At 70.7% G+C, this 26,619-nt stretch carries 27 protein-coding genes; 15 read left to right on the forward strand and 12 right to left on the reverse strand.

Translation table 11 applies throughout. From position 1 onward, the window contains the following. Window positions 1-16 precede the first annotated feature (16 nt). Genes AB5J73_RS10790 through AB5J73_RS10800 form a run of 3 tightly spaced genes read left to right on the forward strand, consistent with a single transcriptional unit; the run spans window position 17 to window position 3,407 of the window. Window positions 17-1,489 (forward strand): flavin-containing monooxygenase, encoded by a 1,473-nt coding sequence (locus tag AB5J73_RS10790; RefSeq protein ID WP_370969555.1) that lies wholly within the window; start codon window positions 17-19, stop codon window positions 1,487-1,489. Further along, window positions 1,486-2,352, forward strand: coding sequence for a metal-dependent hydrolase (locus tag AB5J73_RS10795; RefSeq protein ID WP_370969556.1), 867 nt, complete (start codon window positions 1,486-1,488; stop codon window positions 2,350-2,352). Before AB5J73_RS10790 ends, AB5J73_RS10795 begins: the two co-directional genes overlap by 4 nt. Beyond that, window positions 2,349-3,407: a 2Fe-2S iron-sulfur cluster-binding protein gene (locus AB5J73_RS10800; RefSeq protein ID WP_370969557.1), complete on the forward strand. Its 1,059-nt coding sequence runs from the start codon at window positions 2,349-2,351 to the stop codon at window positions 3,405-3,407. Before AB5J73_RS10795 ends, AB5J73_RS10800 begins: the two co-directional genes overlap by 4 nt. On the opposite strand, the gene AB5J73_RS10805 is transcribed toward AB5J73_RS10800, so the two are convergent. After that, window positions 3,402-3,686, reverse strand: a complete 285-nt coding sequence (locus tag AB5J73_RS10805; RefSeq protein WP_370969558.1) for a YciI family protein — start codon at window positions 3,684-3,686, stop codon at window positions 3,402-3,404. The two genes, AB5J73_RS10800 and AB5J73_RS10805, sit on opposite strands and share 6 nt — an antisense overlap. 201 nt (window positions 3,687-3,887) lie before the next feature. Between AB5J73_RS10805 and AB5J73_RS10810 the strand changes: the two genes are divergently transcribed. The 4 genes from AB5J73_RS10810 (at window position 3,888) to AB5J73_RS10825 (ending at window position 6,830) form a co-directional block, all read left to right on the forward strand. Continuing rightward, window positions 3,888-4,460, forward strand: coding sequence for an RNA polymerase sigma factor (locus AB5J73_RS10810; protein WP_290062186.1), 573 nt, complete (start codon window positions 3,888-3,890; stop codon window positions 4,458-4,460). Window positions 4,461-4,551: 91 nt separating this feature from the next. Further along, complete coding sequence (gene nagA / locus AB5J73_RS10815; RefSeq protein ID WP_370973063.1) at window positions 4,552-5,703, forward strand: N-acetylglucosamine-6-phosphate deacetylase; 1,152 nt, start codon at window positions 4,552-4,554, stop codon at window positions 5,701-5,703. A gap of 27 nt (window positions 5,704-5,730) precedes the next feature. Continuing rightward, a complete protein-coding gene (locus tag AB5J73_RS10820; protein ID WP_370969559.1) occupies window positions 5,731-6,084 on the forward strand; it encodes a hypothetical protein in 354 nt (117 codons plus the stop codon). A gap of 44 nt (window positions 6,085-6,128) precedes the next feature. Further along, on the forward strand, window positions 6,129-6,830 hold the full coding sequence (locus tag AB5J73_RS10825) for a DedA family protein (protein WP_370969560.1): 702 nt from the start codon (window positions 6,129-6,131) through the stop codon (window positions 6,828-6,830). Window positions 6,831-7,107: 277 nt separating this feature from the next. Here the strand turns inward: AB5J73_RS10825 and AB5J73_RS10830 are convergent, their stop codons facing one another. Together AB5J73_RS10830 and AB5J73_RS10835 are read right to left on the reverse strand one after the other, a co-directional pair. Continuing rightward, the gene (locus AB5J73_RS10830; protein ID WP_370969561.1) at window positions 7,108-8,499 is read right to left on the reverse strand and encodes an FAD-binding oxidoreductase; all 1,392 of its coding nucleotides are present in this window, start codon (window positions 8,497-8,499) and stop codon (window positions 7,108-7,110) included. A 71-nt stretch (window positions 8,500-8,570) separates the two neighbouring features. Then, a complete protein-coding gene (locus AB5J73_RS10835; RefSeq protein ID WP_370969562.1) occupies window positions 8,571-8,996 on the reverse strand; it encodes a PPOX class F420-dependent oxidoreductase in 426 nt (141 codons plus the stop codon). A 188-nt stretch (window positions 8,997-9,184) separates the two neighbouring features. Here AB5J73_RS10835 and AB5J73_RS10840 point away from each other — a divergent pair, with 188 nt between their 5' ends. From AB5J73_RS10840 to AB5J73_RS10855, 4 genes are all read left to right on the forward strand, one after another. Beyond that, the gene (locus tag AB5J73_RS10840) at window positions 9,185-9,715 is read left to right on the forward strand and encodes a MarR family winged helix-turn-helix transcriptional regulator (protein WP_370969563.1); all 531 of its coding nucleotides are present in this window, start codon (window positions 9,185-9,187) and stop codon (window positions 9,713-9,715) included. Continuing rightward, window positions 9,712-12,297: an MFS transporter gene (locus AB5J73_RS10845; protein ID WP_370969564.1), complete on the forward strand. Its 2,586-nt coding sequence runs from the start codon at window positions 9,712-9,714 to the stop codon at window positions 12,295-12,297. The genes AB5J73_RS10840 and AB5J73_RS10845 overlap by 4 nt, the downstream gene beginning before the upstream one ends. Beyond that, on the forward strand, window positions 12,294-13,115 hold the full coding sequence (locus AB5J73_RS10850; RefSeq protein WP_370969565.1) for a YceI family protein: 822 nt from the start codon (window positions 12,294-12,296) through the stop codon (window positions 13,113-13,115). Before AB5J73_RS10845 ends, AB5J73_RS10850 begins: the two co-directional genes overlap by 4 nt. Window positions 13,116-13,248: 133 nt before the next feature. Then, on the forward strand, window positions 13,249-13,917 hold the full coding sequence (locus AB5J73_RS10855) for a DedA family protein (RefSeq protein WP_370969566.1): 669 nt from the start codon (window positions 13,249-13,251) through the stop codon (window positions 13,915-13,917). A gap of 4 nt (window positions 13,918-13,921) precedes the next feature. On the opposite strand, the gene AB5J73_RS10860 is transcribed toward AB5J73_RS10855, so the two are convergent. The 7 genes from AB5J73_RS10860 to AB5J73_RS10890 form a co-directional block, all read right to left on the reverse strand. After that, window positions 13,922-14,335 carry a VOC family protein gene (locus tag AB5J73_RS10860; protein WP_125308915.1) on the reverse strand — a complete coding sequence of 138 codons (414 nt, stop codon included), beginning with the start codon at window positions 14,333-14,335 and terminating at the stop codon, window positions 13,922-13,924. Window positions 14,336-14,510: 175 nt separating this feature from the next. Continuing rightward, the gene (locus tag AB5J73_RS10865; protein WP_370969567.1) at window positions 14,511-15,254 is read right to left on the reverse strand and encodes an SDR family oxidoreductase; all 744 of its coding nucleotides are present in this window, start codon (window positions 15,252-15,254) and stop codon (window positions 14,511-14,513) included. Then, window positions 15,251-15,886, reverse strand: a complete 636-nt coding sequence (locus AB5J73_RS10870; RefSeq protein WP_125308919.1) for a nucleoside/nucleotide kinase family protein — start codon at window positions 15,884-15,886, stop codon at window positions 15,251-15,253. Before AB5J73_RS10870 ends, AB5J73_RS10865 begins: the two co-directional genes overlap by 4 nt. After that, window positions 15,883-16,710 carry a PfkB family carbohydrate kinase gene (locus AB5J73_RS10875; RefSeq protein ID WP_370973066.1) on the reverse strand — a complete coding sequence of 276 codons (828 nt, stop codon included), beginning with the start codon at window positions 16,708-16,710 and terminating at the stop codon, window positions 15,883-15,885. The genes AB5J73_RS10870 and AB5J73_RS10875 overlap by 4 nt, the downstream gene beginning before the upstream one ends. 2 nt (window positions 16,711-16,712) lie before the next feature. After that, window positions 16,713-17,522: an ATP-binding cassette domain-containing protein gene (locus AB5J73_RS10880; protein ID WP_370969568.1), complete on the reverse strand. Its 810-nt coding sequence runs from the start codon at window positions 17,520-17,522 to the stop codon at window positions 16,713-16,715. Continuing rightward, the gene (locus tag AB5J73_RS10885; protein WP_370969569.1) at window positions 17,519-18,496 is read right to left on the reverse strand and encodes an ABC transporter permease; all 978 of its coding nucleotides are present in this window, start codon (window positions 18,494-18,496) and stop codon (window positions 17,519-17,521) included. Before AB5J73_RS10885 ends, AB5J73_RS10880 begins: the two co-directional genes overlap by 4 nt. 29 nt (window positions 18,497-18,525) lie before the next feature. Continuing rightward, window positions 18,526-19,542 carry a substrate-binding domain-containing protein gene (locus AB5J73_RS10890; protein ID WP_370969570.1) on the reverse strand — a complete coding sequence of 339 codons (1,017 nt, stop codon included), beginning with the start codon at window positions 19,540-19,542 and terminating at the stop codon, window positions 18,526-18,528. A 108-nt stretch (window positions 19,543-19,650) separates the two neighbouring features. On the opposite strand from AB5J73_RS10890, the gene AB5J73_RS10895 reads away from it, so the two are divergent. Together AB5J73_RS10895 and AB5J73_RS10900 are read left to right on the forward strand one after the other, a co-directional pair. Further along, window positions 19,651-20,688, forward strand: coding sequence for a LacI family DNA-binding transcriptional regulator (locus AB5J73_RS10895; RefSeq protein ID WP_370969571.1), 1,038 nt, complete (start codon window positions 19,651-19,653; stop codon window positions 20,686-20,688). 170 nt (window positions 20,689-20,858) lie between these two features. Further along, window positions 20,859-21,725 carry a LacI family DNA-binding transcriptional regulator gene (locus AB5J73_RS10900; RefSeq protein WP_370969572.1) on the forward strand — a complete coding sequence of 289 codons (867 nt, stop codon included), beginning with the start codon at window positions 20,859-20,861 and terminating at the stop codon, window positions 21,723-21,725. A gap of 6 nt (window positions 21,726-21,731) precedes the next feature. Here the strand turns inward: AB5J73_RS10900 and AB5J73_RS10905 are convergent, their stop codons facing one another. Next, window positions 21,732-22,730: a glycoside hydrolase family 76 protein gene (locus AB5J73_RS10905; protein ID WP_370969573.1), complete on the reverse strand. Its 999-nt coding sequence runs from the start codon at window positions 22,728-22,730 to the stop codon at window positions 21,732-21,734. A 51-nt stretch (window positions 22,731-22,781) separates the two neighbouring features. Between AB5J73_RS10905 and AB5J73_RS10910 the strand changes: the two genes are divergently transcribed. Further along, window positions 22,782-24,920 carry a molybdopterin-dependent oxidoreductase gene (locus AB5J73_RS10910; RefSeq protein WP_370969574.1) on the forward strand — a complete coding sequence of 713 codons (2,139 nt, stop codon included), beginning with the start codon at window positions 22,782-22,784 and terminating at the stop codon, window positions 24,918-24,920. A gap of 68 nt (window positions 24,921-24,988) precedes the next feature. Then, on the forward strand, window positions 24,989-25,957 hold the full coding sequence (locus AB5J73_RS10915) for a cellulase family glycosylhydrolase (RefSeq protein WP_370969575.1): 969 nt from the start codon (window positions 24,989-24,991) through the stop codon (window positions 25,955-25,957). Here the strand turns inward: AB5J73_RS10915 and AB5J73_RS10920 are convergent, their stop codons facing one another. Next, the gene (locus tag AB5J73_RS10920) at window positions 25,958-26,614 is read right to left on the reverse strand and encodes a TrmH family RNA methyltransferase (RefSeq protein WP_370969576.1); all 657 of its coding nucleotides are present in this window, start codon (window positions 26,612-26,614) and stop codon (window positions 25,958-25,960) included. Window positions 26,615-26,619: the final 5 nt, after the last annotated feature.

The raw sequence follows: 26,619 nt of genomic DNA on the forward strand, positions 1-26,619 counted from the left end.
CAGCGGAGGCCGACAGATGACCGAGCGGTTCAAGGTCGTGATCGTGGGCACCGGGTTTTCCGGGCTCGGCCAGGCGATCCAGCTCGAAAAGGCCGGCATCCGGGACTACGTGGTCCTGGAGAAGGCCACCGAAGTGGGCGGGACCTGGCGGGACAACTCGTACCCCGGGTGCGCGTGCGACGTGCAGTCGCACATGTACTCGTTCTCGTACGAGCAGAACCCGGACTGGTCGCGGTCGTTCTCGCCGCAGCCGGAGATCTTCGAGTACCTCAAGGGCGTCGCGGACAAGTACCGGCTGCGCGAGAAGATCCGGTTCGGCGTCGAGCTCACCGGCGCCCACTGGGACGAGCGCGAGCGCCGCTGGACGGCGACGACCAAGGACGGCCGCGAGTTCGTCGCGCAGTTCCTCGTTTCCGGCGTCGGCGGCCTGCACATCCCGCAGGTGCCCGAGCTGCCCGGGATCGCGAAGTTCAAGGGCCAGACCTGGCACTCCGCGCAGTGGAACCACGAATACGACCTGCGCGGCAAGAGGGTCGCCGTGGTCGGCACCGGCGCCAGCGCCGTCCAGTTCGTGCCGAAGATCGCCCCCGACGTCGCCGAGCTGACGCTGTTCCAGCGCACGCCGCCGTGGATCATGCCCAAGCCCGACCACGCGATGCCGTCGTGGGCGCAGACGCTGTTCAAGCGCGTGCCCGGCACCCAGCGGGTCTACCGCAACGCGCTGTACTGGCTGCTCGAAGCGCGCGCCATCGGCTTCAACGGCCACCCGGCGATCATGAAGGCCGGTGAGCTGATCGCGAAGCGCAACATCGCGAAGGGCATCAAGGACCCCGCGCTGCGCAAGAAGGTCACGCCGGACTACACCATGGGCTGCAAGCGCGTCCTGATCTCCAACGACTACTACCCGGCGCTGGACCGGCCGAACGTCGACGTGAACACCGCCGGGATCAAGGAGGTCAAGGCGCACTCGATCGTCGACTCCGCCGGCGTCGAGCACGAGGTCGACGCGATCGTCTACGGCACCGGCTTCAAGGTCACCGACGCGCTGGAGTACCTCGACATCACCGGCGTCGACGGCCGCGACCTCGCCAAGGAGTGGGCGGCCGAGGGGATGCGGACGCACAAGGGCATCACCGTGTCCGGCTTCCCGAACCTGTTCTTCCTGCTCGGCCCGAACACCGCGCTGGGCCACAACTCCGTCGTGTTCATGATCGAGTCGCAGTCGAAGTACGTCGTCGACGCCATCAAGCTCGCCGACTCCCGCGACGCCGCCGCGCTCGACGTGCGGCCGGGCGTGCAGGAGAAGTTCCAGCGGGAGATCCAGGACAAGCTGGTCAAGGGCGTGTGGACGCAGGGCGGCTGCAAGAGCTGGTACCTCGACGCCAAGGGCGTGAACCGGACGATCTGGCCCGGCTTCACCTGGCGCTACTGGCTCGAGACGCGCAAGGTCGACCCGGCGGACTACGAGCTGTCCGGCCGGGCGTCATGACTTCGCCGGACGAACAGCTCGTCCTGCACGCCCGGGACGTCGAGTTCGACTGGGCGGCGCTGCCGATGCACTGGATCCCCGGCGAACCGCAGGTCACGCACACCATCAACGTCCTGCACCTGGCGCTGCCGGAGGGCGAGCGCTGGTTCGTCGAGGTGTTCAAGCAGGCGGTCCCGCTGATCCGCGACGAGCGGCTCAAGGCGGACGTCCTCGGCTTCATCGGCCAGGAGGCGGTGCACGCCGAGGCCCACGACGGCGCGGCAGCGCACCTCGAAGCCGCCGGCGTGCGGCTGCGGCCGTTCATCGCCCAGATGGAGTGGCTGTTCCGGAAGCTGCTCGGCGACCGCGACCTGACCGGGAAAGCGGCCGAGGAGTGGCTGGTCGAGCGGCTGGGGATCGTCGCGGCGATCGAGCACTACACCGCGTTCCTCGGCCAGTGGGTGCTCGACGCGCCGCTGGAGGACGCCGGCGCCGACCCGGTGATGCTCGACCTGCTGCGCTGGCACGGCGCCGAGGAGGTCGAGCACCGGTCCGTCGCGTTCGACCTGTTCATGCACCTCGACGGCCGGTACACGCGCCGGGTCCGCAGCATGGCGGCGGTGACGCCGGTGCTGGCGTGGGTCTTCTCTCGCGGCACCCGGTACCTGATGCGCAACGACCCGACCCGCCCGGGCCGCGCGACCCTGCGGGGGTACCGCCGGGCGGCGGAACGGGGCTTGCTGCCGACCGGCCGCCAGTTGCTGCGCGAGATCCGGCCGTACTTCCGCAAGTCCTACCACCCGACGGAGACCGGGAACACCGAGCAGGCCGTGGCCTACCTGGCGAGCTCACCGGCCGCCCGGGCGGCGGACGCACCGAAGTGACCCCCTCGGATCCCGCACTTTCACGTGAAAGTGCGGCGCCCAGGTGGGCACTTTCACGTGAAAGTGCGGGGCTTGGGTGGCCGGGGCGGCTGGACGGGAGTGGCCGGACCGACCTGCTGCTGTCCACTTTGGTCGGCGTCGTGGGCGTTTACCGGCGGATGTCGGGGTTCAGCGGGAAGCGGCGGCCGCCGGTGCGGGCGGTCGACCGGAACCTTTCGCTCGTCGTCGAAGCGGTTCGGCCCGAAGCCGAGGACGTCGTCAGCCTGCGGCTTTCGAACGGCACGCCGTTGCCGGGCTGGCGGCCGGGGGCGCACATCGATCTCGTGCTGCCGTCGGGCCTGGTCCGGCAGTACTCCCTGTGCGGCGATCCGTCCGAAAAGGAGCATTACCGCATCGCCGTGCGGAAGATCGGCGTCGCTTCGGCCGAGGTCCACGGCCTTCGGCCGGGTACGCGGGTGACCGTGCGCGGCCCGCGGACGGCGTTCCCGTTCGTCGGCGCGGGCCCGTTCCGGTTCATCGCGGGCGGTATCGGGATCACGCCGATCCTGCCGATGGTCCGCGCCGCCGCCGCGAGCGGCGCGGACTGGCGGCTGGTCTACACCGGCCGCAGCCGCGAGTCGATGCCGTTCCTCGGCGAGCTGGAGGGCGACGACCGGGTCTGGATCCGGCCGGACACCGAGTACGGCGTCCCGGCGTCCGGCGAGGAACTGCTCGAAGGCATCCCCGGGAACGCGGCGGTCTACTGCTGCGGCCCGGTGCCGATGATCGCCGGCGTCCGAGTCGCACTGGCGCTGACCGAGGGCGCGGTGCACTTCGAGCGGTTCAGCCCGCCGCCGATCGTCGAAGGCGCGCCGTTCCGGCTGACTTTGCGCAGGTCAGGGCAGGTCCTGGACGTTCCGGGCGACCGCAGCGCCCTCGACGTCCTCCTGGCGACGCGGCCGGGCACGCCGTACTCGTGCCGCCAGGGCTTCTGCGGGACCTGCGCGGTGCCGACGGCCGACGGCGGATCGATGCGGATCTGCGTCGACCGCGGCCCCGCGGTGCTCGACCTATGACCCCTGGGGCAGCCAGGCGCCGATCACCGGCTTGAACTCGCGGACGGTCCGCTCGGCGATGACGCCTTCGAGCGCGTACGGGTCCTGGTCGAGCGTCTCCTTCAGGTGCGCCTCGTCGTCGGCCTGGTAGAGCGTGAGGCCGCCGGTGCCGTCGCCGAGCGGGCCGGCGACCGCGACGCGGCCCTGCTCGGCCAGCTTGCCCAGGAACTCGCGGTGCCGCGGCCGCACCTCCTGGAGCTTCTCCTGGACGTAGGTGATTTCGACGAGGTACCAGGCCATGTGGATCTCCGGGGTCGGGCGGGGGCGGGACGGAACCGACGCTACCCGGGTCGCCGCGGTGTCCCAGCATCCGATCTGTGGCGACGGGAGGCCAACCCGATAGGCTGGGCGTGCGTCAGTACCTGTGTGAGCGCTGTGAATACCGTGAACCTGCTGACGCGACACACCGTGCAAACCGGGGTCGGAGACAGGCAGGGGTTCATGCTCGAGGGCAATGCGGAACGCAGTGTCGAGGCAACCCTCGGCCACCTGCGGGTCATGGACGGTCCGGCCCCGGCGCAGACAGCCGCGCCGCTGACCCTCGAAGACCTCTACCGCCAGCACCGGATGCGGCTGGTCCGGCTGGCGATCCTGCTGGTCGACGAGCCCGCGACCGCGGAAGACGTCGTCCAGGAGGCCTTCACCGGCCTGCACCGCAACTGGGGACGGCTCCGGGACGCCGCGGCCGCCGTCGGCTACCTGCGCACCGCCGTGGTCAACGGGTCGCGCAGCGTGCTGCGCCGGCGCAAGACCGCCCGCGAGTACGTGCCGCCGCACGCCGTCAACGCCCGGTCCGCGGAGAGCCTCGCGATGCTCTCCAACGAGCACCAGGCCGTCGTGTCCGCCTTGTCCAAGTTGCCGCCCCGCCAGCGCGAGGTGCTGGTGCTCCGTTACTACGGAGGGCTGAGCGAAGCCGAAATCTCTGAGGCGGCAGGCATTTCCAAGGGTACCGTTAAATCGACCGCCAGCCGGGCGCTCGAGGCACTCCAGAAGGCCATGCAAGCCCCACAGTGACCCGGGTGGACCATTCCGATCACTGAGTCGTATCACCATGCTTGGTCCAGACCAATATATGCTGGGGTGCGTGAGAGGCGCCGGAGATTTCGTGATCATGGGCGGCCGGGTCGCCGCCCCGGACCGTGTACTCGACGACGGCTGGGTAGCCGTCTCCGACGGGCGGATCGCCGGCGTGGGTTCCGGGACCCCGCCGTCCGGCGAGCACGTGGACGTCGGAGGGGCGCTGGTCGTCCCCGGGTTCATCGACACCCACTGCCACGGCGGGGGAGGTGCTTCGTTCACCTCCCTCGATCCGGAGGAACTCCTGACGGCGGTGCGAGCGCACCGCCGTCACGGCACCACGACCATGCTCGCCAGCCTGGTCTCCGACCCGGTCGACATCCTGCGTGAGCAGGTCGCCGCGCTGCGTGAGATCGTCCAGGACGGCGAGGTCGCGGGCATCCACCTGGAGGGGCCCTTCATCTCGAAGGCCCGCTGCGGGGCCCACGACCCGGAGACGCTCCTCGAGCCGGACACCGGCACGGTCGAGAAGCTCCTGCGCGCCGGCCAGGGCGCGATCCGGATGGTCACCATCGCCCCCGAGCTGCACGGCGGTGTGAAGGCCGTCCGGCAGCTGGCCGAGTCCGGCGTCATCGCCGCCATCGGCCACACCGACGGCGTCGAGGAGCAGCTGCTGCCCGCCATCGACGCGGGCGCTTCGGTGGCGACGCACCTGTTCAACGGCATGCGCCCGCTCCACCACCGCGAACCCGGCCCGGTCGGGGCACTGCTCGACGACGAGCGCATCACGATCGAGCTCATCTGCGACCTGGTCCACCTGCACCCGACGGTGGTCCGGCTGGCCGCGAAGCACGCGGGCCGCAACCGCACGGTCCTCATCACCGACGCGATGTCGGCCACCGACGCGGCCGACGGCCGCTACACGCTGGGCCGCCTCGAGGTCGACGTCCACGACGGCGTCGCGACCCTCGCCGACAACGGCTCGCTGGCCGGCAGCACCCTGACGATGGACACCGCCTTCCGCAATCTGGTCCGGGGTGCGAAACTCGGCATCCTCGACGCGGTGCACGCGACCTCGCAGCGCCCCGCGGAGCTGCTCGGCATCGCGGACCGCACCGGCATGCTGTGCGCGGGCTACGAGGCCGACATCGTGGTCCTCGACCAGGACCTGCGGCCGTCGAAGGTGCTGCGCCGGGGTGAGTGGGTCGCCGAAGTGGGTACGGCTACCTTGAGCACCTAGGGTTTGAGCACGAGGAGACGGGCGGAGATGAGCGAGCCGAAGGACCCCGAGCAACTGCTGGCGGACGCCCTTCGCGCGCAAGCCGTCTTCGCCCCTTCGGCATCGCCGGCCCGCGACCCGGAACCGGCGACCGACGCCGTCCCGACCAGCGCGATCAACGAGCTGCCCTCGGCGTACGGCCTGCTCTCGGGCGCGAGCGCGGACTCACTGGAGCGCGAGCGCGCGGCACTGGACGGGGCCTCCGAAGCACCGACGGCGTACAACCCGCCACCGCCCGTCCCGCGTTCGTCGGCGCAGCTGCCCGCGTACTGGATCTTGCTGCTGGCGGTGCTGCTGGGCCTCGCGGCGGGGTCCGTGGTGGGCCTGCTGACGCTGGTCTGACGGGTCTCAGTAACGACTCAGGGTGACCCTGTACCGTTTTCGAGGTGATTCTCGCCCAGAGCACGGTCAACACGATGTCGCTGCTGCCGTCATGGCTGGACCCCTACGTCCTCCTCGACGGCGTGGCCGGTCCCGCCGTCGCGGTGCTGTGCCTCGTCATCTTCATCGAAAGCAGCATCTTCCCGGTGCTGCCGGGTGACTCCCTGCTGTTCACGGCGGGCCTGCTCATCGCCGGCGACAAGCTGCTGCCGCTCTGGCTGACCTGCGTACTGGTCACCGTGGCCGCGCTGCTCGGCAACGTCGTGGGCTACTACATCGGCTACTTCGCCGGGCCCAAGCTGTTCAACCGGCCGGACTCCAAGATCTTCAAACGGGAGCACGTCGACAAGACGCACGCCTTCCTGGAGAAGCACGGCCCGAAGGCGGTCGTGCTGGCCCGGTTCGTGCCGTTCGTCCGGACGTTCATCACGTGGATCGCCGGGATCGGCCGGATGGACCCGAAGCGCTACTTCACCTACACGGTGATCGGCGGCATCCTCTGGGCGGCGGGCATCACGGTGCTCGGGTACGTGCTCGGCGACATCCCCTTCATCGGCAAGAACATCGACGCGATCTTCGTGCTGATCGTGCTCATCTCGGTGGTCCCGATCGTCATCGAGTACCTGAAGGCGCGCCGCGAGAAGAAGGCGGCGCTGTCTTCGGCGGACCCGGAGGTCACGCAGCGGATCCCGCGGATCAAGGACTGAGTCTCGGCGAAGTTCGGGCCCCACCGGTCGGCGGTGGGGCCCTTTTCGTCTCCGGCTCAGGTCTGCTGAGGTGAGCCCCGGCGGCGAGGACCGGGGGCAGCTCGCGGGAGGGTCGCGAATGAGTCATTGGGGACCACCAACGTCCCGAATGAGTCATTCGCGACCCTCCCGAGCACCGGGCCAAGACCGAGCCGCCCGAAACTGTCGGACCCCGGCGGTAACGTGAAAACAGGGGTCCCCCGGGCGGGGACCCCTGCCGGCGCGGCTCAGGTGCGGCTCAGGTCATCGAGAACATCGAGCCCGGGTTGAACAGGTTCTCCGGGTCCAGCGCCTGCTTGATCTGCCGGTGCACCCGCAGGCCCACCGGGCCGATCTCCCTCGCCAGCCACTCGCGCTTGATCTTCCCGACCCCGTGCTCCCCGGTCACCGTGCCGCCGAGGGACAGGCCGATCTCGAGGATCTCGTCGAACGCGCGCTGGGCGCGGGCGAACTCGTCCGGGTCGTCGGGCTGGTAGACGATCGTCGGGTGCATGTTGCCGTCGCCGGCGTGCCCGACCACCGCGATCCGCAGCCCGACCTCCTCGCTGATCTTCTCGCAGCCGCGGATCAGCTCGGCGATGCGCGTCCGCGGTACGCAGACGTCGTCGGTCAGCCACAGCCCGTACGTCTCCAGCGCGGTCAGCACGACCCGGCGGGCCTGCAGCAGCATCCGCCCCTCTTCGAGGTCTTCGGTCGTGTACGCCAGGTCGGCGCCGCAGTCGACGCAGATCTGCTCCAGCGCCGCCAGCTCGCGGCGGGCGACCTCGCCGCCCGCGTCGGACTGGCCCAGCAGCAGCGCCTGGCAGTCCGAGCCCGCGCCCAGGTCCGTCTTCAGGTAGGTCTCGGACGCCTTGATCGACGACGCGTCCATGATCTCCAGCAACGACGGCACGAGCCCTTCGCGCACCACCCGCGCCACGGCCTCCCCGGCCGCTTCGGTCGTGCTGAAGCCCGCGACCAGCGTGGCCGGGGCCTGGGGCAGCGGCTTGAGCTGGACCGTCGCCTGCGTGATGACGCCGAGCGTGCCCTCGCTGCCGACGAACAGGCGGGCCAGGTCGTAGCCGGCCACGCCCTTGACCGTCCGGCGGCCCGTCTTCAGCAACGACCCGTCCGCCAGGACGACCTCGAGGCCGAGCACCGAGTCGGTCGTCACGCCGTACTTCACGCAGCAGAGCCCGCCCGCGTTCGTCGACAGGTTGCCGCCGATCGTGCACCAGTCGTAGCTCGACGGGTCCGGCGGGTAGAACAGCCCGTGCTTCTCCACGGCGTTGCGGAAGTCCAGGTTGACGACGCCGGGCTGCACGACGGCCAGCCGGTTGCCCGGGTCGATCTCCACGATCTCGTTCAGCTTGGTCAGCGACAGCATCACGCAGCCGTCGATCGCGTTCGCGGCGCCGGACAGGCCGCTGCCCGCGCCGCGCGGCACGATCGGCACCCTCGCTTCGGCGCACGCCTTGACGACCGCCTGCACCTGTTCGACGTTCTCGGGCAGCACCACCGCCAGCGGCCGGCCGGACGGCGCCAGCGGCATCATGTCGCGGGCGTACGACGCGGTGACGTCGGTGTCGGTGAGCACGGCGCTCTTGCCGAGCAGGTCGCGGAGCCGGGTGACCAAAGCTTCGTCGCTCATGGCCTCATCGTAAGCCCGGTCAGTCCGCACTGCGGAACTAAAGTTTCAAAACCAGCCACGCGGAGCAGCCCTCACCGAACCAAGCCGAGCAGCTTCTCGACGTGGATCGTGAGCAGAACCCGCTGGTCGGACACCATCGCCGCGCGGTACTCGGCCCAGTCCGGGTGCTCACCGGCCGCGCGGCGGTAGTAGTCGACGAGCGCCTCGACCGTCGAGTCGTCCGACGCGGCCGCCGGCGCTGTGAGCGACGCGCGGCCTTCCGCGACCACGTAGCTCCAGCCGTCCTCGCTGCCGACGTGGAAGGTCACCCGCGGGTCGCGGCGCATGTTCTTCGTCTTCGCCCTGGTCTCGGTGATCGACGCGACGATCGTCGCCGCTTCCGGGTCGTACAGGTGCGTGATGGTGGACAGCTGGGGCCGCCCGTCACGCCGGATGGTGGCGAGCACGCCGTGGCGGTGGGCGGCGAGGAAGTCCTTCAACGCTGTGTCGTCGGTCATACCTTCTCCAACCGACGAGGACCTCCGTTGTTCCGAGAGCAGCCCGGAGGAAATCTGCTTGCATACGGCAACTAAAGTGTGTTCGGACACACCGAGCGCCCGTCCGCTTGCATAACCGGTGGTGAAGGCACATCCTTGCCTGAGGCAACTAGTTGCAGCCGCCAACCAACGCCGTTGAAGGATCCCTCATGGCACCGAACAGCTCCGCCACCCGGCCCACGGCCGAACTCGACCTCGCCGACCAACTCGGCCACGAGCTCGTACGCCTGGTCCGCCTGATCAACAAGGCGAAGTCGCAGGTCTCCAAGCAGGGTCCGGACGGCATCGAGCGGGCGGCGTACGCGATCCTCTTCACCCTCATCCACGAGGGCCCGCAGCGCACCAGCCGGCTCGCGGAGTCGCTCCACTCCGAGATCTCCACGATCAGCAGGCAGTCGAGCTCCCTCGTCCAGCACGGCCTGGTCGAACGCCAGGCCGACCCCGAAGACGGCCGGGCGTGCCTGCTCGCGCCGACCTCCGAGGGCATGCGGGTGTTCGAAGAGAACCGCAAGCAGCGAAACCAGTGGCTGGCCGAAGTGCTCGGGGACTGGACGGACGGGGAAATCCAGACCCTGAACCGGCTCTTCGGCCGGCTCAACACAGGTATCGAGAACCACTCTCCACAACTGGCCGACGCGCACGCGTCCGCCGGTGCTCCGGCCAAGGGGGCCAACGCATGAGTTCCACCACCGAAGCAGTCGCCCAGCCCGAGGTGGGTCAACCACCCCGGCTGAGCCACCGCCAGATCGTCACGATCCTGAGCGGCTTGATGTGCGGCATGTTCCTCGCCGCGCTGGACCAGACGATCGTCGGCACGTCGATCGTCAAGATCGCCAACGACCTGCACGGCTTCGACCTGCAGGCGTGGGCGACCACGGCGTACCTGATCACCTCGACGATCGTCACGCCGATCTACGGCAAGCTGTCGGACATCTACGGCCGCAAGCCGTTCTACCTGGCCGCCATCACGATCTTCGTCGCCGGTTCGCTGGCCTCCACGTTCTCGCAGTCGATGTACGAGCTGGCCGCGTTCCGCGCGGTGCAGGGTCTCGGCGCCGGCGGTCTGATGTCGCTGGCCATGACCATCCTCGGCGACATCGTGCCGCCGCGCGAGCGGGCGAAGTACCAGGGTTACATCCTCGCCGTGTTCGGCCTCTCCACCGTGCTCGGCCCGGTGCTGGGCGGCCTGTTCGCCGGCTTCGACACCCTGGCCGGCATCTCCGGCTGGCGCTGGGTCTTCCTGATCAACGTCCCGATCGGCGTCGTCGCGCTGTTCGTCGTGGCGAAGGTCCTGAACGTGCCGCACACCCCGCACAAGCACAAGATCGACTGGTGGGGCGCGCTGACGCTGGTCGTCGCGGTCGTGCCGTTCCTGGTCGTCGCCGAGCAGGGCCAGAAGTGGGGCTGGGGCGACCAGAAGGCCATCTGGTGCTACGTCATCGGCGGCGTCGGCGTCATCGCGTTCATCGCGGTCGAGAAGCTGATGAAGGACGCCGCGCTGATCCCGCTGCGGCTGTTCAAGAACTCGACGTTCACCGTGGCGATCATCGGCGGCATCATCGTCGGTGTGGCGATGTTCGGCGCGATCACGATGATCCCGCAGTTCATGCAGGTCGTGCAGGGCTACACGCCGACCGAGTCCGGGCTGCTGATGCTGCCGCTGATGGCGGGCATCATGATCAGCTCGATCGTGTCCGGCCGGCTCACCGGGAAGACCGGGCGCTACAAGATCTTCCCGATCGTCGGCACCATCCTGATCGCCGGTGGCGCGTTCTTCTTCGCGCAGGTCGAATACGACTCGCCGCTGTGGCACCCGCTCGTCGCGGCCGCCATCATCGGCCTCGGCCTCGGCCAGTGCATGCAGACGCTGATCATCGCGGTGCAGAACGCGGGCCCGCGCAGCGACATGGGCGTCTCGACCGCGTCGGCGACGTTCTTCCGCCAGATCGGTGGTACCGCCGGTGTCGCGATCTTCCTGACGGTCCTGTTCAACACCCTGCTGCCCAACATCACCAAGGCGTTCGGCGGGCAGCTGCCGGCCGGCGCCGGGGCGGGCATCGGCAACCTGTCGGAGAACACCAGCGGCATCCAGAACCTCCCCGAGGCGATCCGGACCCCGGTGCTGATCGGCTTCACCGAGTCGATCACCACGGTCTTCTACATCGCGGGCGGCGTGGCCCTGCTGGCCACGATCGTGCTGCTGTTCATGAAGGAGATCCCGCTGACCAACGCGGCCCCGGCCGCGGCGGCCATGGAGGGCGGCGAGGCGCTGCTCGAGGAGGACGACTTCGCGGACGCTCCGACCGAGATCGTCGAGCCGGTCAAGCCGGCCGACCGCGAGCCGGCTCTGGTCGGCGGTGGGAAGCACGCGCTGAGCACCAACGGCCACGGCGACTACCAGGCCGTCTCGGGCGCGCTGCCGATGCCGATCACGAACTCCGTCGCGGACTCCGAGGTCGACACCCCGGTCGGCGCGGGCGGCGTGCCGGTGATCGGGCACGTGCGGCGGCAGGACGGCAGCCACGTCCCGGGTGCCGCGCTGACGCTGATCGACCAGCGCGGCCGCCAGGTCGCGCGGGCCACCGGCGCCGCGGACGGCAGCTACTCGGTGCCCAGCCAGGGCCCGGGCGCGTACGTCCTCATCGTGTCGGCCCACGGCCACCAGCCGCAGGCCTCCAGCGTCGTGATCAGCACCGGGCCGGCGACGGTCGACGTCACGCTCACCGGGTCCGGCGAGCTGACCGGCACCGTGCGGGCGGCCGCGACCGGCTCGCCGCTGGCGAACGTCACGGTGACGCTGACCGACAGCCGGGGCGAGGTGAACGGCGCGTTCATCACGACCGCGGACGGCACCTACGCCTTCGTCGGGGTCGGCGCCGGGGCCTACACCCTGGTCGCCAGCGGCGCGGGCTACCGGCCCGTCGCGCTCACGCTGACCGTGCCGGACAGCGGTGTGCTGCGCCACGACGTCGAGCTCGCCAGCTCGGTGCTGCTCGGCGGCACCGCGCGGACCGAGGGTGACCGGATCGTTCCGGACGCGCGGATCACCGTGCTCGACGCCGAGGGCAACGTGGCCGCGGTCGCGCGGACCGACAGCGAAGGCCGGTACGTGGTCAGCGACCTGCCCGCGGGTGCGTACACCGTGGTCGCGAGCGGCTACCCGCCGGCGACCAGCCAGGTGGAGCTGACCGGCGGCGAAGCGGACCACGACGTCCGGCTGAGCTACGACCAGGCCCTCGACGAGCTGGTCGACCGGTCATGACCGGCCTGCGCGCGACCTTCCGGACGGCCGAGGGCTGGGCGGTGGAGCACGCGGTGCTCACCGTCACGGACCCGGCCGGCCGGCAGGTCGCCCGGCAGGCGGCCGACGTCCGCGGGGAGGTCGTCACCGACGCCCTCCCGGCGGGCACGTACACCGCCGTCGTCACGGCGGCCGGGTACACCCCGATCGCCCGGACGGCGCAGATCGCCTCGGACGGCTCCGGCGCGCTCGGCGACGTCGTGCTGGCCCCGGTCGCCGAGGCGATCGACCTGCCGCCCGCCGGCCCGTGGGTGATCGACCCGATGCACTCGTCGGTCATGGCGACCGCCCGGCACCTGGGCATCGCGAGCATCAAGGCGCGGTTCCCGGACGTGTCCGGCCGGATCGAGATCGGCCGCCCGGCCGAGCAGTCGTCGGTGCACGCCGAGATCAAGGCGGCGAGCATCGAGACCGGCATCAAGATGCGGGACGACCACCTGCGTTCGCCGGACTTCCTCGACGTCGACGTGCACCCGGTGATCACGTTCACGAGCACCGGGCTGCGCCAGCGCGGCGTGGACTCGTGGACGCTGGTCGGCGAGCTGACGCTGCACGGCGAGCGCCGCGAGATCGAGCTCGAGCTGACCTACGGCGGCTGGGGCCCGGACCCGTGGGGCGGCGTGCGCGCGGCGTTCCACGCGGAGACGACGCTGCACCGGAACGACTTCGCGATCAACTACAGCGCGATGGTCCGCGCCGGGGTCGCGGCGGTCGGCACGACGGTGAAGATCGAGCTGGACGTCGAAGCGGTCCAGGGCGAGTCGCTGCCGCAGTTCTGAGCTCCCCCGGTTCACCGAAGGCCCTCTCACCGCTGGTGAGGGGGCCTTCACCGTTCGTAGAACTGAATATTCCGGACAGCCGGATTCGACCGTTCGCCGCGGGGTGTTCACCTGGGCCACGTAGGCTTCCGGTGTGAACGTCGTGAGCATCGAGGCCGCGGGCGTCGGCGTGAGCTGGCTGGACACCGCCGGTCCGCTGCTCGTCTGGGTGATCGTGCTGAGCTTCGTGCTGGTCGAATGCGCGCTGATCATCGGGCTGTTCCTGCCCGGTGATTCGCTGCTGTTCGGCGCCGGCGTGGTGCTGGCGCAGCACGGTTCGGACGCGAACGCGTGGTTCCTGTCGGGGGCCGCGCTGATCGTCGCCGTGCTCGGCAACCAGATCGGCTACTACATCGGGCGCACCGGCGGGACGAAGCTGATCGCCCGCCGCGACGGCAAGGTGCTGAACCGCCAGGCCCTCGAGCGCGCGCAGCGCTTCCTGGACCGGAGGGGTTTCTTCGCGATCGTGGCGGCCCGCTGGATCCCGTGGATCCGCACGCTGGCCCCGCTGATCGCGGGCGCGGCCCGGATGGACCCCCGCCGCTTCATGGCGGCGACCGCGCTCGGCGGCCTGCTGTGGGTGCCGACGCTGGTGCTGCTCGGCTACTACGGCGCCGGCCTGCTGGACGCCCTGCCGTGGGTGAAGACGGCGGCGTTGTGGGTCAGCATCGCGTTCTTCGTGGTCGGCACCGGGTACGGCGTGCTGCGCTACCGCCAGGAGATGCGGCGCCCGGTGGAAGAGCCGGACGACGCGCGGGCCTGAGGCGTCAGAGCTCCGGGTCGGCCCAGATCTCGAGCTGGATGCCGTCCGGATCGCGGAACACGACCACCTTCGAACCCTCGAACGTGCGCGACGGCGCCGTCGGCAGGTAGGAGACGCCGAACTCGGCGAGGCGCTCCTCCCATTCGGCCAGTTCGGCCGTCGAGCTCACCCGGAACGCGACGTGCTCGAGGCCGGCGCGGTGTTCGTCGAAGCCGCGTCTACCGGTGTCCGCGTGCTGCACCAGCACCACGGAGAACTCGTCACCGGCGGACCGGAGCACGACCTTGCGCAGACCCGTGTCCGGCTCTTCGCGCCGGAGGACCTCCTCGAGGTCGAGGACACGGGCGTACCACGGCACGCTGCGGTCCACGTCGGTCACGGTGAGCGCGAGGTGGTGCACGGACATGAGTTTGGCCATGGCTTCCGAAGCCGTCCTTTCGCGTGGCGGCTTCCCAGAGTTGCACAGCGTTCGCCTGCCGAAACCGAGGTGACCAAGTCCGCGTCCGATCGTGATCTCGCCGTCTCCGGCCGTCCCAGCAGGCGGACGCCGGTGACCGAAGGTCATTCACGTCTGCCGGATAGTACTCAGCCGGTCACCGGCCGCCACCGACCTCCAGCACCGCTCCGGTCGTGAAGGACGACGCCGTCGACAACAGGAACAGCACCGCCTCGGCGATCTCCGCCGGCTCCCCCGGCCGCCCCATCGGGATCTGCGGCGCGAGCCGGTCGAGCCGGTCCGGCAGCCCGGCCGCGTCGTGCAGGCCGGTCCGGACCATGCCCGGGCGGACCGAGTTGACCCGCACGCCTTCGCCGCCGACCTCCTGGGCCAGCCCGAACGTCAGCGTGTCCACGGCGGCCTTCGACGCCGCGTAGTGCACCCACTCCCCGGCCGAGCCGGTGCGCGCCGCCGTCGACGAGATGTTCACGATCGCGCCGCCGTGGCCGCCGTGGCGCGTCGACATCCGGCGGACCGCCTCTCGGCAGCACAGGAACACCCCCGTGACGTTGACGTCGAGGGTGCGCCGGACGACGGCCACGTCGTAGGAGTCGAGCCGGCCGGGGGTGTTGCCGGTGATCGCCGCGTTGTTGACCAGCGCGGTCACCGGCCCCAGCTCGGCGGCCGCGTCGAACAGCGCGACGACGTCGTCCTCCACGGAGACGTCGGCCCGCACCGAAAGCGCCTGCCGGCCGTCCGCCCGCACCCGCGAAGCGACCTCTTCCGCGGGCACCGGGTCACCCGAGTAGTTCACGACGACGTCGTAGCCGCGCGACGCCGCCAGCGTGCACACGGCGGCGCCGATCCCCCGGCTGCCGCCGGTGACGATCAGGACGCTCAAATCGCGAAGTTCGCCAGCGGCAGGTTCTCCAGCACCAGGTCGGCGCGGTCCCGCGTCTGCGAGATCAGGTCGGCGTTGCGCTGGTCCGAGCCCAGCGCGCGGCGGCGCGCTTCGACCAGCGAACGGCCGTAGCGGCGGTGGCGCGAGACCAGCCGTTCGATCCGCTCGGGCTCGTCCGGCGCGAGGAACCAGGCCTCGGTGAGCAGCGGCCGGATGGCGCTCCACGGGTCGTCCGGCAGCAGCAGGTAGTTGCCCTCGGTGATGACGAGCTGGACCTCCGGCGGCACGGCGACCGCGCCGGCGATCGGCTCCTCGATCTCGCGGCGGAACTCCGGCGCGTAGACCGTCTCGCGGCCTTCGGCGAGGCGGCGGATCAGGTGGTAGTAGCCGGCCGCGTCGAACGTGTCCGGCGCGCCCTTGCGCTCGGTGCGCTCCAGCCGGCGCAGCTCGACCTGCGCGAGGTGGAAGCCGTCCATGCCGACCACCGCGGCGCGCGAGCCGAGCGCGTTGGCCAGCGCCCACGCGAGCGTGGTCTTGCCCGACGCGGGCGCGCCGATGATGCCCAGCACGTTGCGCTGCCCGCGCACGGTCAGGCCCTCGGCCCGGGCCAGCAGGTCGTCGAACGCCGTCATTTCCTGTTCCTTCCTGCGATCGCGGCCGGCCACGACCGCGGTCCCACATGCCGCACCCGTTCGGCGGCCACCTCGTTGGCGAAGCGGATCCGGTCCGTCACCGTCGGTTCGCGTACCACGGCCACGGCGAGCGCGCCGTGCCAGACGTCGCCCGCACCTAGTGTGTCCCGCGCTTCGACGGCGGGCACAGGCACCTCACCCGAGCTGCCGTCCGCTGTGGACCACCGCACCGGACCGGGCCCGGCGGTGGTGATGACGGTGGGGACGCCCCGCGCGTGCAGCCCCGGCTCCGGCGCGGTGAAGTGCGCGGAGCACGCGGCGACGTCGACCAGCGGAAGCAGCTCGTCGAGCACGGGTTTCCAGCTCCCGGCGTCGAGCACGACCGGCGCTTCGGTTCCCCGCGCGACCGCCAGCGCCAGCTCCGGATGATGCCCATCAAGCAAAACGACATCAGCTGCCAAAAGCGGCACTTTCCCTATGAAAGTGCGGCCCTTGGCGTTGCGGGAGACGACGGTGCGCTCGCCGTCGCGGTCGCGGACGGCGACGGCGCTGACCGGCGGCGGGTCGGGCCGGTCGGGGGCCAGGTCGATCAGCCGGACCCCGTGGGCTTCGAGGTCGGCGCGGGCGAGGGCCGCCAGCGGGTGTGCGCCGAGGACGGTCAGCAGGGTCGCCTCGGCACCGAGCGCGGCCGCCGTCACCGCGGCGTTCGTCGCGGGCCCGCCGGCCGCGACGTCCACCGACAGCGACTGGACCTTCTCGCCCGGCGCCGGGAGCTCGGTGACCCGCTGGACGACGTCCACGGTGCACAGTCCCGCCAGCAGCACCCTCACTTCAAGCCGGCCACGTGGGTAGCGGCGGCGGCTTCTTCGACTTCGCCGTTCTCGTTGAGCCGCAACGCACCCGTGAGCAGGCCGACGACCTGGTTCATCGAGTGCGTCTTCGGCGACACGACCGCGACGCGCTTGCCGAGGCGGTGCACGTGGATGCGGTCGGCGATGTCGAACACGTGCGGCATGTTGTGGCTGATCAGCACCACCGGCAGGCCGCGGTCGCGGATCCGGCCGATCAGGTCGAGCACCTTGCCGGACTCGGCGACGCCGAGCGCGGCGGTGGGCTCGTCCATGATCACGGCCTTGGTGCCGAACGCGGCCGCGCGCGCCACGGCGACACCTTGGCGCTGGCCACCGGAAAGCGTTTCGACGGGCTGGGTGATCGACTTGATGTTGATGCCCAGCTCGTCGAGGATCCGCTGCGCCTCGGACCGCATGGTCCCGGTGTCGAGCTTCCGGAACAGCCCGAACGGTCCCTTGAGCCGCTTTTCCCGGCCCAGGAACATGTTCGACGCGATGTCGAGCGCGGGCGCGACGGCGAGGTCCTGGTACACCGTCTCGATGCCGTACCGGCGAGCGTCCAAAGGGGACTTGAAGTGGACGGTCTTGCCGTCCACTTTGATCTCTCCCTCGTCCGGGACCACGGCTCCGGACAGGGTTTTGATCAGCGAGGACTTCCCGGCCCCGTTGTCGCCGACCACGGCGAGCACCTCGCCGGGCAGGAGGTCGAAGTCGGCGCCGTCGATGGCGGTCACCCGGCCGTAGCGCTTGACCAGGCCACGGGCCTGCAGGATCGGTTCACTCATGACTGCTGCTGCCTCCTCGCGATCCGGTCCACCACGACGGCGGCGATCAGCAGGGCCCCGGTGGCGAGGTCCTGGTAGTTGCCGTCGACGTTCATCTGCGTCAGCCCGGACCGCAGCACCGCGACGACCAGCGCGCCCATCAGCGTCCCGAGCACCGAACCGCGGCCGCCGAAGAGGCTCGTGCCGCCGAGGACGACGGCGGTGATCGAGTCGAGGTTGCCCAGCTGGAACTGGTTCGGGTCGGCGTTCGGCGTCCGGCCGAGCGCCTGCCAGGCCGCGATGCCGAAGGTCAGCCCGGCCACGATGTACACCGACAGCACCGTGCGGTTGACCTTGATGCCGGACAGCCGCGCGGACTCCGGCGCGTTGCCGACCGCGTAGACGTGCTTGCCCCACGCGGTTTTCGTCAGCGCGTACCAGACGCCGAGGTACATCAGCAGCGCCAGCGTCATGCCGTAGGTGATCGGGATGCCGCCGAAGAGGTAGCGCTTGGTGCCGAGCCACTGCAGCAGCCCGTCGGTCACCGGCACGGCCTGGCCGCCCGCGACCAGCTTCGACACCGCCGTCAGCATCGTGAACGTGCCGAGCGTGATGATGAACGCCGGCAGCTTGATCCGCGTCGCGAGCCCGCCGATGAAGATGCCGACGATGATCGTCAGCACGACGCCGGCGAGCAGCGCGACGAAGCCGTTGGTCCCGGCCGCGGCGAGCTTCGCCATGATCAGCGTCGCGACGACCATCGAAGCCGCGTTGGACAGGTCGATGCCCGAGATGAGGATGACGAGCGTCTGCCCCAGCGCGAGCGTCCCGACGACCAGCGACTGCTGGACCACCGTGGACAGGTTGTCGAGGTCGAAGAACGTGTCCGTGGCGACCGAGAACACCACGATCGCGACGACCAGCGCGAGCGCCGGGCCGACCGCGGGGGCGCGGAGGAGGAATTCGCCGAGGGACTCACGTTCCTTTGTGGACACTGCGGTCGCGGTAGTCGCGTTGGTGGATGTCACCGTGTGCCTCCCCAGCAGTTCTGCAGGCCCCACGCGGAATCGTGGCTTTCGATCCCGGGTAGCGGCTTGTCGGTGATCACGGCGGACCCGGTGTTGACGAAGCCGGCCGGCTTCTTGCCGGTCTTGGCGTATTCGACGGCGGCGAGCACACCCTGCTCGGCCATCTTCTTCGGGAACTGCATCACGGTGGCGGCGAACTGCCCGTTTTTGACGTTCTGGACGCCTTCGCAGCCGCCGTCGATGGAGCCCATCACGATCCGGCCGGTGAGCCCGCGGGCGTTCAGCGCCGCGTACGCGCCGCGGCCCATCGGCTCGTTCATCGAGTAGACGGCGTTGATGTCGGTGCTGCGCTGGAGCAGGTTCTCCATGCCCTGCTGGGCGAGGCTCTGGTCACCGTTGGCCGCGGTGTGGCCCTTGATCTCCGGGGAGGAGTCGGTGAGCCCGATGCCCTTGAGGAACCCGGTGTGGCGCTGGGTGTCGACGGTGCTGCCCGCCGTCCCGTCGACCATCAGGAGCTTCGGCGGGACGCCCTTGAGCGAGGCCTTGACGTACGCGCCCTGCTGCTCGCCCGCCGCGAAGTTGTCGGTGGCGAACGTGGCGTCGACGGCGTCGGCCGGTTCGGTGGCGGTGTCGAGGGCGATCACCAGGACGCCGGCGTCGCGCGCGTCCTTGATGGCCTTGAGCACGCCGGTCGACGAGCTGGGCGTGATGAGGATGGTGTTCGCGCCCTGCTGCATCAGGTTCTCGATGGCACGGACCTGGCCGTCGTTGTCACCGTCGAACTGGCCGGCGAGCGCGCTGAAGTCGGCGCCGTTGGCCTGGGCGGCCGCTCTCGCGGCGTTGCGCAGTTCCACGAAGTACGGGTTGGTGTCGGTCTTGGTGACCAGGCCGACCTTGGCCTTGCCGCTCCCGCCGGTGTTGGTGTTGCCGCCCCAATGGCGTTCGACCGTGCACCCGGTCGTCGCGGCGAGGACGGCGGCCAGCACGACCGCGGTGAGACTTCGCTGTCTCATGGGTTCCCACCCTTTGTCTGGGTTCGAGGCTTGCCGATGGACGGGAAGGTAGACAGACTGCTCCGTGGACGCAAGCGTTTGCGCAAACGCTTGCCGGAAAGGATTGGCATGCCCCAGCCGAGGTCGTCGCGGCCGACCCAGCGCGACATCGCCGAGCTCGCCGGCGTTTCGATCACCACGGTCTCCCACGTGGTGAACGGGACGCGGGCGGTCGCGGAGGACACCAAGGCGGCCGTGCTGCGGGCGATCGAGACGACCGGCTACACCGGTGACGCGATCGCGCGTTCCCTGGTCACCGGCGGTACGCGGTCGATCGGGATGGCGATCTCGCTGGTCGCCAACCCGTACTTCGCGACGCTGATGCAGGCGATCGAGCGGGAGGCGTCGATGCACGGGTACACCGTGCTGCTCGCCGACACGCACGACACGGCGGACACCGAGCGTGACACGGTCCGCGCGCTGCGCTCCCGGCGGGTCGACGGCCTGCTCATCACCCCGGCCCCCGGCGACGGGCCGGTGATCGGTGAGCTCGTGTCGCTGGACGTGCCGACGGTGCTCATCGACCGGCTGGCCACCCGCACCGACGTCGACCAGGTGGGCTCGGAGAACATCCAGGCGACCTCGGCGCTGACCGCGCACCTGGCCACGCTCGGGCACCGGCGGATCGGGATGATCAGCGGCGCGCCCGGGCTGTCGACGAGCGAGGAGCGGATGCTGGGCTACCGGCTGGGGCTGGGCCGGTCCGGGCTGACCTGGTCGTCCGACCTCGTGGCCTGCGGGAACTCGTCGCGCGAGGGCGGTGCGCTGGCGTTGAGCACGCTGCTGGCGCTGCCCGAGCCGCCGACCGCGCTGGTCGTCGGCAACGACAGCATGATGGTCGGGGTGCTGCACGCGGCGCGGCAGCGCGGGCTGCGGATCGGGCGTGACCTGCCGGTGGTGGTCTACGACGACGTCGAGTGGGCGGACCTGGTCGACCCGCCGCTGACGACGATGGCGCAGCCGATCGAGGAGATCGGCCGCCAGGCGGTCCGGCTCCTGCTGGCCCGCATCAACGACCCGGCGCGCAAGGCCGAGACGGTCCGGCTGGCGCCCACCCTGCGTCACCGTGAGTCGTGCGGCTGCCCACCGGTTCACTCACATCAGTGATTCTGGAGTTTTGACGTCATCTCGCGGGCGTTCAGCGGATACCTTTCGGCTGAGCGTCTGCGAGGCCGTCACCAATCCGCCCGGAAGTAGGCGGACACGGACCGCGGCCGAGCTGCACAGGCGCCGGTTTCCGCCGTGGCTGCGGCGGAATGGTGACGAAACGGCAGAGCATGACGGCACTTTCGCCGGAGCTCCGGTTGTGGGACCCCCCGGTCACCTACCGGATCGGCGTCGCGATGGGTGTGCACGCGAGCCCCTACTCGGGTGAGCTGCTGCGTTCCATCAGGGCGGCCGCGGCACACGCGGGGTGCGACGTCGTGCTCGCGGACACCGCCGACGCGGTCGGCGAAGAAGCCGCGCTGGTCCGGGCCCTGCGGGCGGACCTGGTGGACGGCGTGCTGCTGGTCCCCTCGGCGGGCGACGAAGCGGTGGTCAACGGCCTGGTCCGGATGGGCGTGCCGACGGTGCTGGTGGACCGGGTCGCCGCGCGCAACGACGTCGACCAGGTGGGCACGGAGAACGTGCACGCGCTGGCGTCGCTGGTCCGCCACCTGACGTCGGGACGGCACCGCAAGATCGGCCTGATCTCGGGCGACGACGGTCAAGAGGTCAGCCGCGAGCGCGTCCGCGGCTACCGCCTGGGCCTGGAGCAGTCGGGTCTGCGCTACAACCGCGAACTGGTCGAAAGCGGTTTGTCGACATCCGGCGGCGCAGCCCGCGCGACAGCGAAGCTCCTGGACGGCTGGCCCTCCCCGACGGCACTGGTGGTGGCGGACGAGTCGATGCTGGTGGGCGTCCAGTACGAAGCCCACCGCCGCGGCATCCACATCGGCTCGGAACTGGCGGTGGTGGGTTACGGCGACATGGACTGGGCCCGCCGAGTGAGCCCGGCGGTGACCACGCTGGCCCAGCCGGTGGCGGACATGGGCCGGCGAGCGGTGCAGCTGCTGATGTCGAGGATGGCGGACCCGGACCGGCCTCCGGAGTCGGTGTGGCTGACCCCCAAGTTCCTGCACGGCGCCTCCTGCGGCTGCTGAAGCCGGTCAGAGCGTCGCCGCTGCCTCCAGGAGCATCCAGCCGCCCACCTGGACCGACAGGTCTCGCTCCGGGGCGTCGTCCGGCAGGGGGAGCGCGGGGGCCGGGCGGTCCCAGTACGCGCTGAACAGCGGGCCCTCCGGCGCGTCGAACGCACCGGACCAGCAGGCCTCCGCCGACGTCAGCACCAACGCGCGAGCCGTCGCAGCCTCCGGTTCCGGTAAGGACCGGGCCGCCAGTGCCAGGTACCGCGCCAGGATCGCCGCGAACAACCCGCCGTCGCCGCCGCCCTGGCCGCGGATCACCCCGCCCGGTGCGCAGTGCTCGGCGACCGCACGGACCGTCCGGGCGGCATCGTCCCAAGCGGACAACTCCAGGCAGGCACCCAGGTAAACCCCTTGGCAGTACGTGAAGATGTGCTTCACCAGCTCGCCCGTGTCCGCCCGGATGCCGTCCCACACCAAGCCCGTGCCGGGATCGACCAAAGTGGACGAAAGCCAGTCGCGCATCGCCTGGGCGCGGGTGAGGTTCCCCGACCGGGCGTGGAAGATCGCCGCCGGGCCGTTCGCCGGAGCGTTCTTGAAGTCGTCGCCGCGGCGCCACCAGATCCCGCCACCCGCCGCGGGTGTCCAGCCCGACAACAGCTGCGTGTCGATCGCCGCCAGTGCCGGGCCGACGTCGATGCCCAGCGCGGAAACCCGTTGCAGCGCAAGGCCGAGCCACGCGATGTCGTCGTAGTAGTCGTTGGTCCAGCGGCCGAAGTTGCGCAGCCGCACCGAACGCGTGAACGCGCGGATCGACGCCAGCCGCGCCGGCGATGGCGCGCGCGACTGGGCGTCGACCAACGTGTCCAGCAGGTGCGCCTGCCACCAGTAGTTCCAATGCCAGTGCAGCCGCTGACCGCCGGACGGGGGCCAGCCGCTGCGGCCGAGGACCGTGCCGGGCAGGCCCCACACCCGGCTCAGGTGGCGCGCTGTCACCGCGTGTTCGGCGGCCGAAACGTCCATGTCGCAATCGTGCCTTGCCCATCGACATACCGCTCGGTATGTTGAGTGGTCATGACGACCGCTCACGTCACCTGCCCGCTGTGCGAGGCCACCTGCGGCCTCGAGGTCACCCTCGACGAGAACCAGCAGGTCACCCGCGTGCGGGGTGATGATCAGGACGTCTTCTCGAAGGGCTACATCTGCCCCAAGGGCGCGTCGCTCGGCGCGCTGCACCACGACCCCGACCGGCTGACCGCGCCGCTGCTCAAGCGCGACGGCGAGTTCGTCGAGGTCAGCTGGCAGGAGGCCTACGACGAGATCGCGCGCCGCCTGCCGCCGATCCTCGAGGAGCACGGCCGGGACGCCGTCGCGGTGTACGCGGGCAACCCCGGCGTGCACAACATCGCGCTGACGCTCTACGGCCGCGTGCTCTACAAGGCGCTGGGCACCAAGAACTTCTACAGCGCGACCTCGGTCGACCAGATGCCGAAGCACTACTCCGCCGGCACGATGTTCGGCGACCCGCTCGCCATCCCCGTGCCCGACCTCGACCGCACGCGGCACCTGCTCGTCCTCGGCGCCAACCCGCTCGTCTCCAACGGCAGCCTGATGACCGCGCCGGACATCCGCGGGCGGCTGCGCGGGATCCGGGCGCGCGGCGGCAAGATCGTCGTCGTCGACCCGCGGCGCACGCGCACCGCCGAGTTCGCCGACGAGCACCACGCCATCCGGCCCGGCACCGACGCTTTCTTGCTCTTCGCGCTGGTCAACGTCCTGTTCGCGGAGAACCGCGTCGCGCCGGGACGCCTCGCCGAGCACCTCAACGGCCTCGACGACGTCCGCGAGCTGGCCCGGCCGTTCACGCCCGAGGCCGTCGCGCCGCGCACCGGCATCGACGCCGCCGAGATCCGCCGGATGGCCCTCGAACTGGCCGACGCCGAAAACGCCGTGGTCTACGGCCGGATCGGGACCACGACGCAGACCTTCGGCACCGTCGCCAGCTGGCTGGTCGACGTCCTCAACGTGCTCACCGGCAACCTCGACGAGCCGGGCGGCGCGATGTTCCCGCTGGCCGCCTGCCAGCCGACCGGGAACCGGCGGCCGTTCGCGGTCGGGCGCTGGCGCAGCCGCGTGCGCGGGTACCCGGAGGTCGTCGGCGAACTGCCGGTCGCGACGCTCGCCGACGAGATCGAAACCCCGGGCGAAGGCCAGGTCCGCGCGCTGATCACGGTCAGCGGCAACCCGTGCCTGAGCACGCCGAACGCGGGCCGCCTGACCGAGGCGCTGGGGAACCTCGACTTCATGATCTCCGTCGACGTCTACCTCAACGAGACGTCACGCCAGGCCGACGTCGTCCTGCCCGGCCCGTCACCGCTCGAACGCCCGCACTTCGACCTGGCCTTCTACCAGCTGTCCGTGCGCAACGTCGCCAACTGGACGCCAGCGACGCTGCCCTCGGCGCTGCCCCAGGAGTGGGAGACGATGCTGCGGCTCACCGGCATCGTCACCGGTCAGGGCCCCGAGGCGGACGTCGCCGCGCTCGACGACTTCGTCGCCGCCGACGTCGCCCGCCGCGCCGGGCTCGAGCTCACCCACGACCGCACCGGGCCCGCCCGGCTGGTCGACCTGATGCTGCGCGCGGGTCCGTACGACGTCACGCTGGCCGAACTCGAAGCGGCGCCGCACGGCGTGGACTTCGGGCCGCTGAAGCCGCGGATCCCGGAGGTGCTGTGCACCGCGTCCGGCCGGATCGAGCTGGCGCCGGGGCCGGTCGTCGCGGACGTCCCGCGCCTGCGTGACGAGCTGGCGAAGCCGGTGGAAGACGGCCTGGTGCTGATCGGGCGGCGGCACCTGAGCTCCAACAACTCGTGGATGCACAACCTGGCACCGCTGGTCCGCGGCGGCAACCGCTGCACGGTGCAGGTCCACCCCGCCGACGCGGCGCGCCTGGGGCTCACCGACGGCGGCCTCGCGGCGGTGACGTCCCGCGCCGGCAAGCTCGAGGTACCGGTGGAGGTCACCGACGTGGTCCGCCCGGGCGTGATCAGCATCCCGCACGGCTGGGGCCACGACGTCGACGGCGCGCGGACCCGGGTGGCGTACGCGCACCCCGGCGTCAACTCCAACCTGGTCGCCGACGAAACGCTGCTCGACGTGCCGTCGGGGACGTCGGTGCTGAACGGCATCCCGGTGGAGGTCGCGCCGGCCTGACGCTTGACAGCGGTGCGAAGCCGAGTGCATCCTCAGCGTCGCATGTTTACGTGAACATCGGAGTTCGCATGACCCGCTGTCTGCACGCCGTCATGATCGCGATCCTCGCCGCCGCCCTCCTCACGGTCCCCCGAGCGGCTGCTGCCACGACCGCCTTCCGCGGCGTGAACTGGGCGGACGCCCGCGACAACTACGTCGACGGCTGGGTCATCCCGACCGGTCTCACCGCCGGCGACAGCTACGACACCGTCCGCACGAAGGCGGACGGCATCCTCACCGGCTTCCAGCAGCAGCTCGGCGCGAACACCGTGCGGCTGCCGATCAACCCGCAGAGCGTGAACTCGGACTGGTGGGGCCGGTACAAGGGCGCCGCCGATTCCGCGCTGGCCCACGGCATGAAGGTCGTCTTCGGCTACTGGGAAGCGAACAAGGACGGCTTCGTCGACGACGTGACCGCGTGGAACACCATGTGGGACCGGGTCACCGCGGACTACGGCGGCGACGCCGGCGTCTACTTCGAGCCGATGAACGAGCCGTTCGGCTACAGCCTGACCGCCTGGGTTTCGCTCTGCTCGACCTGGCTGTCCCGGCACTCGGCCGTCCCGCGCGGCCGGGTCCTGATCAGCGGGACCGGCTACAACGACAACGTCACCGGGGTCGGCGCGGCGAGCGCGTTGAACGGAACGCTGCTGTCGCTGCACTTCTACGGCTTCTGGGCGTCGGACACCACGCGCTCCGCGTGGACGGCGAACCTGAGCAACCGGCTCGGCGCGTACTCGTCCCGGACCGTCATCGACGAGGCGGGCGCGCCGATGACGACCGGGCTCGACTACTCGGCGGGGCACCAGGACGGCAACAACTTCACCGCGTACTTCGCCGCCACCACGGACTTGACGCGGTCGCGGCAGATAGGCGTCGTCTACTGGCCCGGCCTGCGCTCGGGCGACACGTACTCGATCACCCGGCAGAGCGGCAGTGGCCTGGCGACGAACAACGCGTCGGGAGTCGTGCAGCTGCGGTGGGGCTGGGGGCTGTAGCTACCAGGCCGTGGTCAGGTCGGCGTGCTGGCGGACCCAGGCGTGCATGACGATCCCGGCCGCGACGCCCGCGTTGATCGACCGGGTGGTGCCGAACTGGGCGATCGACACGACCAGCGCCGCGGCCTCCTGCGCCGGCTCGGACAGCCCGGGGCCTTCCTGCCCGAAGAGGAGCACGCACTCGCGCGGGATGTCGGCGGTCTCGACCGGCTGCGACCCCGGCGTGTTGTCCACGGCGACGACGGCGAGCCCGCGCTCGGCGGCGTAGGTCACGAGCCCGGAGACGTCGTCGTGGTGGCGGAGGTGCTGGTAGCGGTCGGTCACCATGGCGCCGCGCCGGTTCCAGCGGCGCCGGCCGACGATGTGCACTTCGGCCGCAGCGAACGCGTTGGCCGTGCGCACCACGGTGCCGATGTTGTGGTCGTGCTGGAAGTTCTCGATGGCGACGTGGAAGGGGTGCCGTCGGCGGTCCACATCGGACACGATCGCCTCGCGGCGCCAGTACCGGTAGGCGTCGACGACGTTGCGGCGATCACCCTCACGCAGCAGTTCCGGGTCGTAGTGCTCGCCGGTGGGCCAGTCGCCGGGCCACGGGCCGACGCCGACCTCTTCGCGGCTCACCCACTCGGTGGGTCCGGCGTCGGGGGAGGTGCTCACGCCCC

This window comes from Amycolatopsis sp. cg9 (assembly GCF_041346945.1).
Lineage (GTDB): Bacteria > Actinomycetota > Actinomycetes > Mycobacteriales > Pseudonocardiaceae > Amycolatopsis.